This window comes from Rhodobacter capsulatus, assembly GCF_052363185.1.
Classification (GTDB): Bacteria; Pseudomonadota; Alphaproteobacteria; order Rhodobacterales; family Rhodobacteraceae; genus Rhodobacter; species Rhodobacter capsulatus_E.
Map to the genome: position 1 here is coordinate 2,574,876 of NZ_CP198955.1, position 15,472 is coordinate 2,590,347.

9 protein-coding genes, 7 pseudogenes and 1 riboswitch are annotated in these 15,472 nt (G+C 66.8%); of the genes and pseudogenes, 7 read left to right on the forward strand and 9 right to left on the reverse strand.

Translation table 11 applies throughout. The features are described from left to right. The first annotated feature begins 256 nt into the window (after nucleotides 1-256). The 5 genes and pseudogenes from ACTTAG_RS12680 to ACTTAG_RS12700 all read left to right on the forward strand — a co-directional run bounded on the left by ACTTAG_RS12680 (nucleotide 257) and on the right by ACTTAG_RS12700 (nucleotide 4,049). Entirely contained in the window at nucleotides 257-760 is a 504-nt protein-coding gene (locus tag ACTTAG_RS12680; RefSeq protein WP_444462658.1) for a YbjN domain-containing protein, read from the forward strand. 25 nt (nucleotides 761-785) lie between these two features. Beyond that, a complete protein-coding gene (proC, locus tag ACTTAG_RS12685) occupies nucleotides 786-1,598 on the forward strand; it encodes a pyrroline-5-carboxylate reductase (RefSeq protein ID WP_444462659.1) in 813 nt (270 codons plus the stop codon). Then, nucleotides 1,595-1,933 (forward strand): tRNA-binding protein, encoded by a 339-nt coding sequence (locus ACTTAG_RS12690; RefSeq protein WP_444462660.1) that lies wholly within the window; start codon nucleotides 1,595-1,597, stop codon nucleotides 1,931-1,933. The genes proC and ACTTAG_RS12690 overlap by 4 nt, the downstream gene beginning before the upstream one ends. After that, nucleotides 1,933-2,873 (forward strand): annotated as a pseudogene (locus ACTTAG_RS12695) (2-hydroxyacid dehydrogenase). Before ACTTAG_RS12690 ends, ACTTAG_RS12695 begins: the two are co-directional and overlap by 1 nt. Before the next feature lie 57 nt (nucleotides 2,874-2,930). After that, nucleotides 2,931-4,049 carry a beta-ketoacyl-ACP synthase III gene (locus tag ACTTAG_RS12700; protein WP_444462661.1) on the forward strand — a complete coding sequence of 373 codons (1,119 nt, stop codon included), beginning with the start codon at nucleotides 2,931-2,933 and terminating at the stop codon, nucleotides 4,047-4,049. 228 nt (nucleotides 4,050-4,277) lie between these two features. Here the strand turns inward: ACTTAG_RS12700 and gcvP are convergent. The 4 genes and pseudogenes from gcvP to gltX form a co-directional block, all read right to left on the reverse strand. Next, nucleotides 4,278-7,107 (reverse strand): annotated as a pseudogene (gene gcvP / locus ACTTAG_RS12705) (aminomethyl-transferring glycine dehydrogenase). Between the two features lie 13 nt (nucleotides 7,108-7,120). After that, nucleotides 7,121-7,450 (reverse strand): glycine cleavage system protein GcvH, encoded by a 330-nt coding sequence (gcvH, locus tag ACTTAG_RS12710; protein ID WP_444465251.1) that lies wholly within the window; start codon nucleotides 7,448-7,450, stop codon nucleotides 7,121-7,123. A 43-nt stretch (nucleotides 7,451-7,493) separates the two neighbouring features. Next, nucleotides 7,494-8,605: pseudogene (gene gcvT, locus ACTTAG_RS12715) on the reverse strand (glycine cleavage system aminomethyltransferase GcvT). 150 nt (nucleotides 8,606-8,755) lie between these two features. Then, a riboswitch (glycine riboswitch) is annotated at nucleotides 8,756-8,846 on the reverse strand. A gap of 174 nt (nucleotides 8,847-9,020) precedes the next feature. Then, complete coding sequence (gene gltX, locus ACTTAG_RS12720; protein ID WP_444462662.1) at nucleotides 9,021-10,349, reverse strand: glutamate--tRNA ligase; 1,329 nt, start codon at nucleotides 10,347-10,349, stop codon at nucleotides 9,021-9,023. 100 nt (nucleotides 10,350-10,449) lie between these two features. Between gltX and ACTTAG_RS12725 the strand changes: the two genes are divergently transcribed. Continuing rightward, on the forward strand, nucleotides 10,450-10,854 hold the full coding sequence (locus ACTTAG_RS12725) for a metallopeptidase family protein (protein ID WP_444462663.1): 405 nt from the start codon (nucleotides 10,450-10,452) through the stop codon (nucleotides 10,852-10,854). A gap of 41 nt (nucleotides 10,855-10,895) precedes the next feature. On the opposite strand, the gene ACTTAG_RS12730 is transcribed toward ACTTAG_RS12725, so the two are convergent. Beyond that, complete coding sequence (locus ACTTAG_RS12730; protein ID WP_444462664.1) at nucleotides 10,896-11,882, reverse strand: DUF6976 family protein; 987 nt, start codon at nucleotides 11,880-11,882, stop codon at nucleotides 10,896-10,898. Between the two features lie 13 nt (nucleotides 11,883-11,895). Then, on the reverse strand, nucleotides 11,896-12,105 hold the full coding sequence (locus ACTTAG_RS12735; RefSeq protein WP_444462665.1) for a hypothetical protein: 210 nt from the start codon (nucleotides 12,103-12,105) through the stop codon (nucleotides 11,896-11,898). A gap of 143 nt (nucleotides 12,106-12,248) precedes the next feature. Here ACTTAG_RS12735 and ACTTAG_RS12740 point away from each other — a divergent pair. Further along, nucleotides 12,249-13,194, forward strand: a pseudogene (locus tag ACTTAG_RS12740) (1-phosphofructokinase family hexose kinase). A 169-nt stretch (nucleotides 13,195-13,363) separates the two neighbouring features. Here ACTTAG_RS12740 and ACTTAG_RS12745 read toward each other — a convergent pair. From ACTTAG_RS12745 to ACTTAG_RS12755, 3 pseudogenes are all read right to left on the reverse strand, one after another. Beyond that, nucleotides 13,364-14,146, reverse strand: a pseudogene (locus ACTTAG_RS12745) (metal ABC transporter permease). After that, nucleotides 14,139-14,950 (reverse strand): annotated as a pseudogene (locus ACTTAG_RS12750) (ATP-binding cassette domain-containing protein). The pseudogenes ACTTAG_RS12745 and ACTTAG_RS12750 overlap by 8 nt, the downstream one beginning before the upstream one ends. Beyond that, nucleotides 14,947-15,446 (reverse strand): annotated as a pseudogene (locus tag ACTTAG_RS12755) (Fur family transcriptional regulator). Before ACTTAG_RS12755 ends, ACTTAG_RS12750 begins: the two co-directional pseudogenes overlap by 4 nt. Nucleotides 15,447-15,472 lie beyond the last annotated feature (26 nt).

Genomic DNA, 15,472 nt, shown 5'->3' on the forward strand with positions numbered 1-15,472 from the left:
CCCTCCGTTTGCATCCGCCATAAGCCAAGGCCGCGCGCCGATAAAGCGCGAATTGCCCCGCCGCCCCCCCGCAAGCATCGGAATTATCCCCGTAAATCCGCGCCGTTCACGACTTATCCACGATAATCTGCTTTACAGGGAGAGCTGCAGGCCCCACGATATCTTGTAGGGACGGCAGAAGAAACTGCCGCTCGTAGTGGCCCCCGCGAATCCTTGGGGGGCTGTTCACCAGGCACACAGGCAAGCAGGGACGCGCATGGCACTGAGCGAAGATTTCCTGGACGGCTCCGACCTGCATCCGATCGATGTGGTCGAAAGCGTCGCGCTTGCCTATGACTGGGACTTCGACCGCGTCGCCCATGACCAGATCGCGATGACGGTCGAGGGGCAGTGGCGGTCCTATGCGATCACGCTGGCCTGGTCGGACAGCGAAGAGACGCTGCGGCTGATCTCCACCTTCGAGATCGACCCGCCGAAGGACCGCGAAGCCGCGCTTTACGAGCTTCTCAATGCGATCAACGATCAATGCTGGACCGGGGCCTTCACCTATTGGGCGGCGCAAAAGCTGATGGTCTGGCGCTATGGCCTGGTTCTGGCGGGCGGGCAGATCGCCGCGCATGAGCAGATCGACCGCATGATCCGCTCGGCGCTCACGGTGTCGGAACGCTTCTACCCGGCGATGCAGCTGACCACCTGGGGCAATGACACGCCCGAGGCGGCGATGAAAGTCGCCATTGCCGAGGCTTACGGTCGCGCCTAATCTCCCGCCCAAAAGGGGGATTGCGATGGATTTTTCCGATATCGAGGCCCGCGGGCTGGTGCTTCTGGGCTGCGGCAAGATGGGCTCGGCGCTGCTGTCGGGCTGGCTGCGGCAGGGGCTTTCGCCCGCATCCGTGCATGTGGTCGAACCGTTTCCAAGCGATTGGCTGAAGGCTTCGGGCGTGGCGCTGAACGGGGATCTTCCCGCGGCGCCCGCCGTGGTTCTGGTGGCGGTGAAGCCGCAGATGATGGCCGAGGCGCTGCCGGGCCTGCAGGCGATGGGCGGCGGCGAGACGCTGTTCGTCACCGTCGCCGCGGGCACGACTTTGGCAAAATATGCAGCGATTCTGCGCGCTTCGACGCCGGTCGTGCGGGCGATGCCGAACACGCCCGCCGCGATTGGCCGCGGCATCACCGCAATCTGCGGCAATGCGACGGCCAGCCCCGCGCATCTGGATCTGGCCGAGGGGCTTCTTGCTGCCGTCGGTCAGGTGGTGCGGCTTGAGGGCGAGCATCAGATGGATGCGGTCACGGCGGTTTCGGGCTCGGGCCCCGCTTACGTCTTTCATCTGATCGAGGCGCTGGCCGCGGCCGCCGAGGCCGAGGGGCTGCCCGCGGATCTGGCGATGAAACTGGCAAAGGCCACCGTGGGCGGTGCCGGGCAACTGGCGGAAGACGCTGCGGAAAGCCCGGCGCAGCTGCGGGTGAACGTCACCTCGCCGGGCGGCACGACGGCGGCGGCGCTCGCCCATCTGATGGACCCCGAAACCGGCTTTCCGGGGCTGTTGCAGCGCGCCGTCAAGGCCGCGGCCGACCGCGGGCGGGAGCTGGGCCAATGACCGAAATCAGCTACGACGACTTCGCCAAGGTCGATATCCGGGTGGGCCGCATCATCGACGTGCAGCCCTTCCCCGAAGCGCGCAAACCCGCCTTCAAGCTCTGGGTCGATTACGGCCCCGAGGTGGGCGTGAAGAAATCCTCGGCGCAGGTGACGGTGCATTACACGCCGGAAACGCTGATGGGGCGGCAGGTTCTGGGCGTCGTCAACTTCCCGCCGCGCCAGATCGGGCCGTTCCGCTCCGAGGCGCTGGTGCTGGGCCTGCCCGACGAAACCGGCGCCGTGGTGCTGATCGGCCCGGGTCAGGACGTGCCCTTGGGCGGGAAGATGTTCTGATGCGGGTTCTGGTCACGCGGGCGCTGACGCCCCGGGTCGCGGCGATCTTGCGCGCGGAATTCGATGCCGAATTTCGCACCATTGACGCGCCGATGCCCCTGCCCGAGGCGCGGGACGCGCTGGCCGCCTATGACGCGCTCTTGCCGACTTTGGGCGATGCCTTGCGGGCCGAGGCCTTCACCGGCCCGATCCGCGCGAAACTCTTGGCAAATTTCGGCGTCGGCGTGAACCATATCGACGTGGCGGCGGCGAAGGCCGCGGGCCTTTTGGTGACGAACACCCCCGGCGCCGTCACCGATGCCACGGCCGATATCGCGATGACGCTGTTGCTGATGTCGGCACGCCGCGCGTCCGAAGGCGAGCGGATGCTGCGGGCGGGCACTGGACCGGCTGGGCGCCCACGCAGATGCTGGGCGCGCATGTGACGGGCAAGCGGCTGGGCGTGATCGGCATGGGGCGGATCGGTCAGGCGGTCGCGAAACGCGCCCATTTCGGCTTTGGCATGCCGGTCAGCTATGCGTCGCGCAGCCCGAAGGCGCTTGATTTCCCGGCCAGCCCCCTGCCCCTGCCCGATCTGCTGGCGCAATCGGATTTCGTCGTTCTGGCCGTGCCCGCAACGCCCGAAACGCGGCACCTGATCGGCGCGGCGGAACTGGCGCTGATGCCCCCGCACGCGCATCTGATCAATGTCGCCCGCGGCGATGTGGTCGATGAAGCCGCGCTGATCGCGGCCCTGACCGCGGGCCGGATCGGCGGCGCCGGTCTTGATGTCTATGAACGCGAGCCGCTCGTCCCCCCGGCCCTGATCGGGCTTGAAAACGTCACGCTGCTGCCGCATCTGGGCACCGCGACCGAGGAGGTCCGCGATGCGATGGGGCTGATGGCCGTCGAAAATCTGCGCGCCTTCCGTGACGGCACGCCGCTGCCAAACCCCGTTTGAAGGCTTGACGACAGCCGCGGCCCGGCAGAATTTGACCCCGACCCTGGGGGAGCCTTCATGTATCAGCCAGCCATCACCGCAACCGGCGTCTTCGTGCCGCCCGATGCGATTTCGAACGATGACCTTGTCGCCGCCTTCAACGCCTATGCCGACCGGTTCAACGCCGCGCATTCGGACCAGATCGCCGAAGGCGAGATGAGCCCGATCGAACATTCCTCGTCCGAGTTCATCCTGAAAGCCTCGGGGATCGAGAACCGCTATGTGATGGATCGCACGGGCGTTCTGGACCCGGACCGGATGTATCCGGCGCTGCGCCAACGCAGTGACGACGAACCGGGGATCATGGCGGAAATGGCCGTGGATGCCTGTCAAAAGGCGCTGGCGAAAGCCGGGCGGACGGGCGCCGAGGTCGATCTGGTGATCTGCGCCGCCTCGAACATGGAACGCGCCTATCCGGCCATTGCGATTGAAATTCAACAGCTTCTGGGCGCGACCGGCTTTGCCTTCGACATGAACGTCGCCTGTTCCTCGGCCACGTTCGGGATTCAGGCGGCGGCTGACATGATCCGCGCGGGCTCGGTGCGGCGTGCGCTGGTGGTGAACCCGGAAATCACCTCGGGGCATCTGGAATGGCGCGACCGCGATTGCCATTTCATCTTCGGCGATGTGGCGACGGCGGTGCTGATCGAGCGGCAGGAGGACGCGGCGCAGGGCTTCGCCATCCGTTCCGTGAAATGCGCGACCGAGTTTTCGAACAACATCCGCAACAACAACGGATTTCTGCGCCGCACCCGGCCCGATGGGCTGGCCGACCGGCGCGACATGCAATTCATGCAGGAGGGCCGCAAGGTCTTCAAGGAAGTGCTGCCGCTGGTTTCGGCGCATATCCTGCATCACCTTGAGGCCGAGGGTGTGGCGGCGAGCGATCTGACGCGGCTCTGGCTGCATCAGGCGAACAAGACGATGAACGATTTCATCGGCCGCAAGGTGCTGGGGCGGGATCCGGCGCCCGGGGAACAGCCCAACATCTTGCAGGAATTCGCCAATACCTCGTCGGCAGGGTCGATCATCGCCTTTGACCGGTTCTCGGACGACCTGAAACCGGGCGAGACCGGGCTGATCTGCTCCTTCGGGGCGGGCTATTCGGTCGGCTCGGTGATCGTCGAAAGGTTCTGAAACAAGATTGGCGAAGGCCATCGCCTTCGCCACGGAACGCCATATCCCCGTGTCAGGCCGCGGCCCAAAGGCCGCCGGCCAGCGCCCGCCCCGCCCATGGCGGGCGCTTCTCGCCCGCCGGGACGGTCGCCGGCCTCTGTTGCGCTTGGGGCAAGCGGTCTTGTTAAAGCCGTTTCGCTACGGGCGGGGAAAGGCAGTGCCTTTCCTTTTCCGCCCGAACCGCTCGTTTTACTCCGCCGCCCAAGCCTCCACCGGCGGGCAGGTGCAGACCAGATTGCGGTCGCCATAGACGTTGTCGACCCGCCCCACCGGCGGCCAATACTTGTCCACCCGGAAGGCGCCCGGCGGGAAACAGCCCTGCTCGCGGCTGTATTTCCGGTCCCACCCGGCCACCAGATCCTCGACCGTATGGGGCGCGTGATGGAGCGGGCTGTCCTCGGCGGCGATCCGGCCCTCGGCCACGTCGCGGACCTCTTCGCGGATCGCCAGCATCGCGGTGATGAAGCGGTCGATCTCGGCCTTGGTCTCGCTTTCCGTCGGCTCGACCATCAGCGTCCCGGCCACCGGCCAAGACATCGTCGGCGCATGGAAACCGTTGTCGATTAGACGCTTGGCGATGTCATCCACGGTCACACCCACTTCGGCAAAGGGGCGGGTGTCAAGGATGCATTCATGCGCCACCCGGCCGCGGTTGCCCATGAAGAGGATCGGATAGTCGGCCTTCAGCCGCGCCGCGATGTAGTTGGCATTGAGGATCGCCACCCGCGTCGCCTGCGCCAGCCCCTCGCCCCCATCATCAGACAATAGGCCCATGAAATCAAAGGATCGACGCCGATCCATAGGGCGCAGCCGAGACCGCCCCCTCGCGCCCGTCGGTCTCCACATGGCCGGGCAGATAGGGCGCCAGATGCGCCTTGACGCCGATCGGCCCCATGCCCGGCCCGCCGCCGCCATGCGGAATCGCAAAGGTCTTGTGCAGGTTGAGGTGGCTCACGTCCGAGCCGCATTCGCCCGGCTTCACCAGCCCCACGAGCGCATTCATGTTCGCGCCGTCCATATAGACCTGCCCGCCAAAGCGATGGGTGATCGCGCAGATCTCCTTCACCGTTTCCTCGAACACCCCATGGGTCGAGGGGTAAGTGATCATGCAGGCCGCGAGCCGATCCCCCGCCTGCGCCGCCTTGTCGGCGAAATCTTCCAGATCGACGTCACCATTCGGCGCCGATTTCACCACCACGACCTTCATCCCCGCCATCGCCGCCGAGGCCGGGTTGGTGCCATGCGCCGAGACCGGGATCAGGCAGATATCGCGTTGCCCCTCTCCCCGCGCCCGGTGATAGGCGGCAATCGTCATCAGCCCGGCATATTCGCCCTGCGCGCCGGAATTGGGCTGCATCGAAAACGCGTCATAGCCGGTGATCTCGCACAGCTTCGCCGTCAGATCCGCGATCATCTCGGCATAGCCGCCCGCCTGATCGGCCGGAACGAACGGGTGCAGCGAGTTGTAGCGATGCCAGGTCAGCGGCGCCATTTCCGCCGCGGCATTCAGCTTCATCGTGCAGGAGCCGAGCGGGATCATCGCCCGGTCGAGCGCCAGATCGCGGTCCGACAGCCGCCGCATATAGCGCATCATTTCCGACTCGGCGCGGTTCATCTGAAAGACCGGATGCGTAAGATAGTCGGTTTCCGCAGCATTTCCGCCGGGAAGCCAAGGGCTTGCCCCATCGGCGGCACGGTCTTGATGCCGAAACTGTCCAGAAGCCGCACCAGCACGTCTTCATCGGTCAGCTCGTCAATCGAGATGCCGACGCGCCCCTCGCCCACCTTGCGCAGGTTGATCCCGTGCTGACGCGCGGCGGCCATGATGCCCTGCTGCCCCACGCCCACCCGCACGGTGATCGTGTCGAAAAACGCCTGCGGCGCCACATCCGCCCCGGCGGCGACCAGCGCATCGCGCACGCGGACCGCGTTCAGATGCACCCGTTCGGCAATCGCGCGCAGCCCCTTCGGCCCGTGGAAAACCGCATAGAAACTGGCGATCACGGCCAAAAGCGCCTGCGCCGTGCAGACGTTCGAAGTCGCCTTTTCGCGCCGGATATGCTGCTCGCGCGTTTGCAGCGACAGCCGATAGGCCTTGTTGCCCCGCGCGTCGATCGACACGCCGACGATCCGCCCCGGCATCGTGCGTTTCAGACTGTCGCGGCAGGACATGAAGGCCGCATGCGGGCCGCCAAAGCCCATCGGCACGCCAAAGCGCTGCGCGGACCCCACCGCAATATCGGCGCCCATGGCCCCGGTTCCTTGAGCAGGCAAAGCGCCAGAAGATCCGTCGCCACCACCGCAATCGCCCCCGCTTCATGCAGCATCGCGATGTAATCGGTGAAGTCGCGGACATGGCCATAGGTGCCCGGATATTGGAAAATCGCCCCAAAGACCGCATCGGGCACCAGCTCGTCGGGCTGGCCCTTGACGATCTCGATGCCGAACGGCGCGGCCCGGGTTTCCAGCACCGCCACCGTCTGCGGATGCAGGTTGAGATCGACAAAGAACGCCCGCGCCTTCGACTTGGCCGCGCGTTCGGCCATCATCATCGCCCGGCCGCGGCGGTCGATTCATCAAGCAGGCTGGCATTCGCCACCGGCAGCCCGGTCAGATCGGCGACCATGGTCTGATAGTTCAGCAAAGCCTCCAGCCGGCCCTGCGCGATTTCCGGCTGATAGGGCGTGTAGGCGGTATACCAGGCCGGGTTTTCCAGCACGTTGCGCTGGATCGCGGGCGGCGTCGCGGTGCCGTAATAGCCCTGCCCAATGAGCGAGGTCATCACGGCATTCTTCTTTTGCACCTCGCGCAGCTTGTCGTGCAGCTCGTGCTCGGTCATCGGCGGCCAGGACAGCGGCTTGGCCTGCCGGATCGCCTGCGGCACCGTCTCGTCGATCAGCGCGTCGAGGGTCGGCACCCCCACCACCTTGAGCATCTCCGCCATCTCGGACGGGCTCGGCCCGATGTGGCGGCGGTTGGCGAAATCGTAAGGGTCGTAATCGGTGGGGGTGAAGCTCATGATCTTGCTCGATTTATCCGATGAAATCCTCATAGGCGCCCGCGGACATGTAGTCCTCGACCGCGGCCAGATCGGCGACCTTCATCTTGAAGAACCAGGCCTCCATCGGCTTTTCATTGACCAGCGCCGGAGTGTCGGGCAGGGCTTCGTTCACTTCGACAATCTCGCCCGCAAGCGGCGCCAGAATGTCGGAGGCGGCCTTGACCGATTCAATCACCGAGACCTCGTCGCCCTTTTCGACCTTGCGGCCGACCTCGGGCAGTTCGACAAAGACGACATCGCCCAGCTGTTCGCTGGCATGTTCGGTGATGCCGACGACGACAAGGTCGCCCTCGACGCGCAGCCATTCGTGTTCGGGGGGTGTAACGGATCGCCATCGGGTGCTCCTATCGCTTGTAGCTGGTGGGGTGGAAAGGCAGGTCGGTAACGCGGGCGGGCAGGCGCTTGCCGCGGACCTCGCCGTAAACGGTGGCGCCGGGGGCCAGATCCGCGGGCAGATAGGCCATCGCGACGGGCGCATCGACCGAGGGGCCAAAACCGCCCGAGGTGACCCGGCCAATGGCTTCGCCACCCTCGGCTTCGGCATAGATGTCAACGCCTTCGCGCATCGGCGCCCGACCCTCGGGGCGCAGGCCCATGCGTTTGCGGGGGGCGCCTTCGGTCAATTCACGCAGAATGCGCGCGGCACCCCGGGAACCCGCCTTCGCGCGCGCCGCCCGTGCGACGGGCCTTCTGGATCGCCCAGGTCAGACCCGCCTCGACCGGCGTGGTTTCGGTGTCGATGTCATGGCCGTAAAGCGGCATCCCGGCTTCAAGCCGCAGGCTATCGCGCGCGCCAAGGCCAATGGGCGCCACCTCGGGCATCGCCAGAAGCGCGCGGGCAAAGCCCTCGATCACGCTTTCGGGCACGGAAATTTCAAAGCCATCCTCGCCGGTGTAGCCAGAGCGGGACACCCACAGATCGGCCCCCTCCCACAGGAACGTCGCGGTCTCCATGAAGCGCATCGCGGCAACGCCGGGGACCAGCCGCGCCAAAGCGGTTTCCGCCAGCGGGCCTTGCAGCGCCAGCAGGCCGCGGCCCTCGACCACGGTCACACCGGGCACATGGGCGCGCAGATGGGCGATGTCGGCCTCGGCCATCGCGGCATTGACGACCAGAAACAGGTGATCGCCGCGGTTCGCCACCATCAGATCGTCCAGAATCCCGCCCGCGGCATTGGTGAACACCGCATAGCGCTGCCGATTGAGCCCCAGCCCCGCAATATCGACCGGCACCAACGCCTCGAGCGCCGCAACGGCGCCCGCGGGCAGGATCACCTGCCCCATGTGGCTCACGTCGAACAGCCCGGCGGCGGCGCGGGGTGTGCAGATGCTCTTTCAGCACCCCCATCGGATATTGCACGGGCATGTCCCAGCCCGCAAAGGGGACCATCTTCGCCCCCAATTCCCCATGCAGATTGAAAAGCGCCGTGCGCTTCAAGCCCGTATCCCCGGCCATCGCATCCCCCAAGCCGGAAACCCGGCACCGAATCCCTGGGCTTTCGCCCGCTCGATGCCCCCCCCCTGTCCCTGCCTGTCGGCGCCTGAGATCGTTATCCCTTCGGCGGACCTTCCCGAACGTCCCGGGCGGGGTCACTCTCCAGAGTTCTTCGTCAGAACGGTCCTTTTGCCTGAGAGTTTACCGGGGCGGTTGCTCCTTCGGCCCTGACCTTGCGGCCAGTGTCTCCCGATCCTGACGCCCCTGATCTAGCCCGTCCTGCGACACTCTGGCAAGAGGGAAAAACAAATCCGACGCTTTCGAGAGAAAATCCGACACCCTCTCGCCCGGACAGCAAAAAAGGGCCGGAAAACCGGCCCCCGTTTTCATCTTGCCACAAATATCCCGGGGTGCGGGGCAGAGCCCCGCTCCGCCCTCAGACCTTGGCGCGCACCTTCTGCATCAGCGGCATGAGGTCCGCCATCTCCGGCCCATGCGCCTGCCCCGTCAGCGCCTTCCTGAGCGGCATGAAGAGCCCCTTGCCCTTGCGCCCGGTGGCCTCTTTCACCGCCGCGGTCCAGCTCGCCCAGCTGTCCTTGGCAAAGGGCATGTCGGGCAAAAGCGCCAGCGCCACCGCGACGAATTCGGCATCTTCCGGGTCAATCACCGCCTCGGCGCCTTCGATCACCAGCTCGGCCCAATGGGCAAGGTCCGAGAGCTTGTCGATGTTCTTCGAGGCCACCGCCCAGAAATCCCGCGCCAGATGCGGCGGAATGCCCAGCTTGCGGATCTCGTCCTCGACCTTTTCAAAGGGCAGATGCTGGTTGCGCGCGCGCGTCAGCGGGATCAGATCCTCGGGGTCGAATTTCGTCGGCGCCGCCCCGAACTGGCTCAGATCGAAGCCCTCGGCGATCTCGTCCAGGCTCATCCGCAGCTCGACCGGCTGGCTGGACCCAAGCCGCGCCATCAGCGACAGCAGCGCCTCGGGGGCGATGCCATTCGCCCGCAGATCGCGGATCGACAGCGTGCCAAGCCGCTTCGACAACTCCTCGCCCTTGGCGCCGGTCAGGAGCGAATGGTGCGCGAAGCTCGGCGGCGTGCCGCCCAGCGCCTCCATGATCTGGATCTGCGTCGCGGTGTTCGTCACATGGTCGGCGCCGCGCACGATATGGGTCACGCCCATCTGGATATCGTCGACGGACGACGCAAAGGTATACAGCACCTGCCCGTCGGCCTTGATCAGGACCGGGTCCGAGACCGAGGCCGCGTCGATCGAAATGTCGCCGATGATGCCATCGTGCCATTCGATCCGGGTCTGGTTCAGCAGGAAGCGCCAGTAGCCGTCGCGGCCCTCCTCGCGCAGCCGGGCCTTGTCCTCGGCCGACAGCTTCAGCGCCGCGCGGTCATAGACCGGGGGCTTGTGCATGTTCAGCAATTTCTTGCGCTTCAGGTCAAGCTCGGTCGGGCTTTCGAAGCATTCGTAAAACCGCCCCACCCCGCGCAGGCTTTCCGCCGCCGCCTCGTAGCGGTCAAAGCGCAGCGACTGGCGTTCCTCGCGGTCCCAGGTCAGGCCGAGCCATTCCAGATCCGCCTTCAGCGCATCCACATATTCCTGCTTCGAGCGTTCCTGGTCGGTATCGTCGATGCGCAGGATGAAGGTGCCGCCGGCCTTGCGGGCGACAAGGTAGTTCATCAGCGCGGTGCGCAGGTTGCCGACATGGATATAGCCGGTCGGCGAGGGGGCGAAGCGGGTAACGACGGTCATCGGGCTCTCCTGTTGACGGTCTGCTCTTTCACAGGCTGGAGCTTTTGTCCATATCTGGCAAGGGAAAGCCTGCCCCCGCAGGGATGAAGGAGCCGTGACCATGACCCTCTGGAAAGGCCGCGAGGCGCCGAGCCTTGCCGAAATCGAAGCGATGGCCGAAGCCGCCCGCGCCACCCTGCCCGAGGCGTTCCGCGCCCCCGCCGCCGCCGTCGTGCTGCGGGTGGAGGATTTCGCCGCCGAGGCGGTGCTTGACGAGATGGGGATCGAGGACCCGTTCGAGCTGACCGGGCTTTACGAGGGCGTGCCGCTGACCGAAAAATCGGTCTTCGACCCCAGCGGGCCGGATGTGATTTGGCTCTTCCGCCGTCCGATCCTCGATGAATGGGTCGGGCGGGGCGATGTCGCGCTGGATAGACTTGTCGCGCATGTCTTCGTGCACGAGCTGGCGCATCATTTCGGCTGGTCGGATGACGATATCGCCCGCATCGACCGCTGGTGGGAGTGACCGGGGCAGCCCTGCCGGACCGCCCCGCCCTGTCCGCATTCTCAGGCGGCGTCGGTGATCTCCATCCGCACCAGCGTCTGGTTGAGCAGGATATAGGCGATTTCGCCGAAGGTGACCGGGCCGGTGAAGCCGCCGGTGCGCTGGCCTTCCAGCTCGCCGTAAAGGTAGTTCAGGATGCAGTTGCACGAATACTGCCCAGAGCCCGCCGCGCCCGCGCCCTGCGCAAAGGCCTGGGCATAGGAGCCCAGCGCATTCGCCATGCGATATTCCACCCCGGCCACGACCGGCGCATAGAATTTCACCTCGCCCGCCGCGACATCGACCGACTGGATCGAGACATTGACCAGCGCGCCCGCGTAATTCGCCACCAGCGGCAGCCGGGTATCAAGGCCGTTGTCGGTGATGTAGCGGGCCAGATCGACCTCGGCCCCGTTCACCGTCGCGGTCTTCGCCGCAAATCCGCCCTCGGCGAAGGTGAAGGTCAGTTTCGCATCATTGCCCTGCGCGAAGATGTTGAGAATGTCGAGATCGACCGACACCCTCGGGCAGGGCGACATGCAAAGCACCGCGCCTTCGTCATGGCCCTTGCCGGTGGCACCGTCAAAGACCTTGGGCGCCTTCTTGCCGATGTCATCCAGATGCACGCCGGTGATCCAGCCCGCCAGCGGCTGATCGAACAGGCCCGGCCAGGTCTGCCCGTCCACCGCGAATTGCGAATGCGCGACGGAAAAGGCCGGGATCATGATCATGGTCACGCCACCGGGCTTGTAGCCCTCGGCGATGCGGGGCAGCTCGTCCACCCACAGATGGCGCGGCGTGGCGCCACTGGCCTTGGGGAAGGTGGTGCAGAAAAGCTTGTCGCGCACCACCGCGCCGCCGTCTTCGGTGACGAAATAGACGGTGGTGCCACCGATCCAGGCCCCGCGCGGCAGCTGCGCCAGAAGCGATTCGTCGCCCGCGATCGCCATCACGTCGCCCGCTTCGATCCGTTTGGCCGCTTCCGCGACCGTGAGCATTTCGTTCTTCATCGGTCGTCTCCGTTCAGAATTTCGCCGCATCGGCCAGGGCAAAGGGGTTCTTCGCCACAAAGTCCCGCAATTCCCCGACTTTTCCGGCCAGGGCCGCCGGCGCGTCTGCCACTTCGCGACGCAGCCGCGAGATCAGGATGCGCGTGGCCAGCGAGGCCGACGAGAGATCGGAATTGCTGGTAAGGACCCGCTTCCAGCGCGGGTCGGACAGATCCGGAATCATGTTTCTCCTCCTCAGGATGTGACGCGGATCACACCACCAATGCGTTAAAGACCGGTTTCCGCCCTTCCCCCCCGCGCGCGAACCTGCAATGTTAGCGCCAAAGACCCGAAACCGGCCCGCGCGGGCCGCAAGAAAGGCCCGGCATGACTGCCATTCTGACCGTCACCCTGAATCCCACCGTCGATCTTTCGATCCACGCCGATCAGGTCGCCCCCGAACGCAAGCTGCGCTGCACCCGCCCCGAGACCGATCCGGGCGGCGGCGGGCTGAATGTCAGCCGGGCGATCTCGGCCTTGGGCGGGCATTCCACCGCTTTCGTGGCGCTGGGCGGGCCCATGGGCGACAAGGTCATGCATCTGCTGGCCGAGCAGGGATCGGCCTCGCCCCTTCCCCGCGCCCGGCGAAACGCGCCAAAGCCTGACCGTCACCGATGCGACGACGGGCGAACAATACCGCTTCGTCATGCCCGGCCCGACCTGGTCCGCAAGCGACGTGACGAAGGTGCTCGACCGGATCGCGAAAGCGGCGCCGGAAAACGGCATCGTCGTGCTCTCGGGCAGCCAGCCGCCGGGCGTGCCCGACGATTTTCCGGCGCGGCTGGCCACGAAGATCGCCCGCACCCGGGCGCGGTTCTTTCTGGACACCTCGGGCAAGGCGCTGCACCAGCTGCTCACCGCCGGGGCAAAACCCGTCGACGTGCTGCGGATGGATGATCTTGAAGCCGAGGAACTGGCGGGCCGCGCCCTGCCCGACCGCGCCGACAGCGCCGATTTCGCGCAGGACCTGGTCCGGCGCGGCATCGCCCGCGCGGTCGTCGTGGCCCGCGGAGCCGATGGCAATGTGCTCGCGACCGAGTCCGAGCGCTGGGTGGCGCAGGCCGTGCCCGACAGGGTGGTGTCGAAGGTCGGCGCGGGCGACAGTTTCGTGGCCGCCTTCACCCTCAGCCTTGGCCGCGGCCTGAGCCTGCCCGAGGCGCTGCGCTGGGGCGCGGCGGCGGCGGCAGCGGCGGTGATGACGCCCGCCACCGATCTGTGCACGCGCGCCGATGTGAAACGGCTCTTGCGCGCCTCGTCGCTCGAAACGATCTGAGCCCCCCAAAACCAGGGGAGAGGGGGGCTCTGCCCCCCGGCTGCGCCCCCCCCGGGATATTTTCCCCAAGGTGAAAGCAGAGCCGTTTGCCCTTTCACCTTGGCGCAAATATCCCGGGGGGTGAATTTTGGCGCAGCCAAAAGAGGGGGGCAGCGCCCCCCTGCCCCGGTCAGCCCCTGCGCCGCACCATCAGCGTCAGCGCAAAGATCCCCGCCGCCACCGCGACGATCGAGGGACCGGCGGGCGTGTCGAAGGCCAGCGAGGCCTGCAACCCGCCCAGAACCGCCAGAGCGCCGATCGCGGTGGCGCCGAGCGCCATCGCCTCGGGGCCGCGCGCCAGTTGCCGGGCCGCGGCCGCGGGCACGATCAGCAGCGCCGCGATCAGCAGCGCGCCGACGATCTTGATCGCCACCGCCACCGTCAGCGCCAGCGCCAGCACCAGCACCAGCCGTTCGCGCCGCGGATCAAGCCCCGAGGCCTGCGCCAGTTCCTCGTTCACCGTCGCCGTCAGCAGTCCCTGCCAGCGCCAGGCCAGCACCGCCGCCACCAGCGCCGAACCGCCCCAGATCACCGCCAGATCGGTGCGGCTGACGGCCAGGATGTCGCCGAAAAGAAAGGCCGACAGATCGACCCGCAGCCCGGACAGGAACGAGGCCGCGACCAGCCCGAAAGCCAGCGCCGAATGGGCGAGCACCCCCAGAACAGTGTCCATCGCATGGCCGCGCCCGGACAGGCTGGCCACCGTCAGCGCCATTGCCAGCGCCACGGCGAGCGTGCCCGCATAGACCGACACGCCAAAGCCATAGGCCAGCGCCACCCCGGATGGCGGCATGGGCCGTGGCATCGCCGAAATAGGCCATGCGGCGCCAGATCACGAACGCGCCCAAGGGCCCCGTCGCCAGCGTCAGCCCGACGCCCCCAAAGCCGCGCGGGTCAGGAAATCGTCAAGCATCGTGACGGCACTCCGGTCCATGCACATGCGTCCCGTGCGCGTGCGGATGCGCCCGGTGCGGCGCGGCGGGGTCGTGGCCGTGGCCCTCGTCATGTTCATGATCATGGTCATGCACATGGCGATAAAGCGCGAAGGCCCGCCGGTGCCCAAACCGAAGAGCGCGCGATATTCCGGCGCGGCCGAGACCACCTTGGGCGTGCCCGCGCAGCAGACATGGCCGTTGAGGCAGACGACCCGGTCCGAGGCCGCCATGACCACATGCAGATCGTGGCTGACCATCAGCACCGCGGCGCCGGTCTCGGCCCGGACCTCGGCGATCAGCCGGTAAAAGGCCGCCGTGCCGGGCTGATCGAGCCCCTGCGTCGGCTCGTCAAGGATCAGCACCTGCGGATCGCCCAAGAGCGCGCGGGCCAGCAGCACGCGCTGGAACTGCCCGCCCGAGAGCCGCGCCAGCGGCCGCGCCCCCAGCCCCGGCACGCCAACCCGGGCCAGCACCGCCGCGGCCGCAGCATCGCTGACGCGTTTGGGCAAAGACAGGAAGCGGCGCACCGTCATCGGCAAGCCCGCGTCGATATGCAGCTTTTGCGGCACATAGCCGATGCGCAGCCCGGGCGCGCGCATGACCCGCCCCGTCGCCGCCGGTTCCAGCCCGATCAGCGCCCGGATCAGCGTCGATTTCCCCGAGCCGTTCGGCCCCACGACGGTGACGATCTCGCCCGGGGCCAGGGTGAAATCGACCCCCGTCAGCACCACCGCCTCGCCATGCCGCACCGAAAGATTTTCCGCCGTAATCAAGGGGATCATTTCGCCACCCCGGCCCGGGCGCGGCAGGCGGGGCACAGGCCCACCGCCTCGAAACTGGCGCGCTCGATGGCAAAGCCAAGCCCGCCCGCGACCTGATCCAAAGCCGCCCGCACCGGCGCCGCCTGCGCCCGGCCACCGCATCGCAGTCGCGGCAGATCAGGAACACCGGCGCATGAACCTCGCCCGGATGCATGCAGGCGGCAAAGGCATTGAGCCCCTGCACCCGATGCGCCAGACCCGCCTCGACCAAGAATTCCAGCGCCCGATAGGCCACCGGCGGCTGGTTGCCGAACCCTCGGCCGAGAGCCGGTCGAGCACCTCATAGGCGCCCATCGCCCGATGGGCTTCGAGCAGGATCTGCAGCACCCGCTTGCGCACCGGGGTGAAGCGCAGCCCCGCCGTGCGGCTTCCGCCCGGCCCGCGCCAAGGTGTCGTCCGCGCAATGGGCGTGGTCATGATGCGCAAAGGCGCAGCCGGGATCGGTCTTGCCGCTCATGTTACTCTATCACATTTTGCTTGACT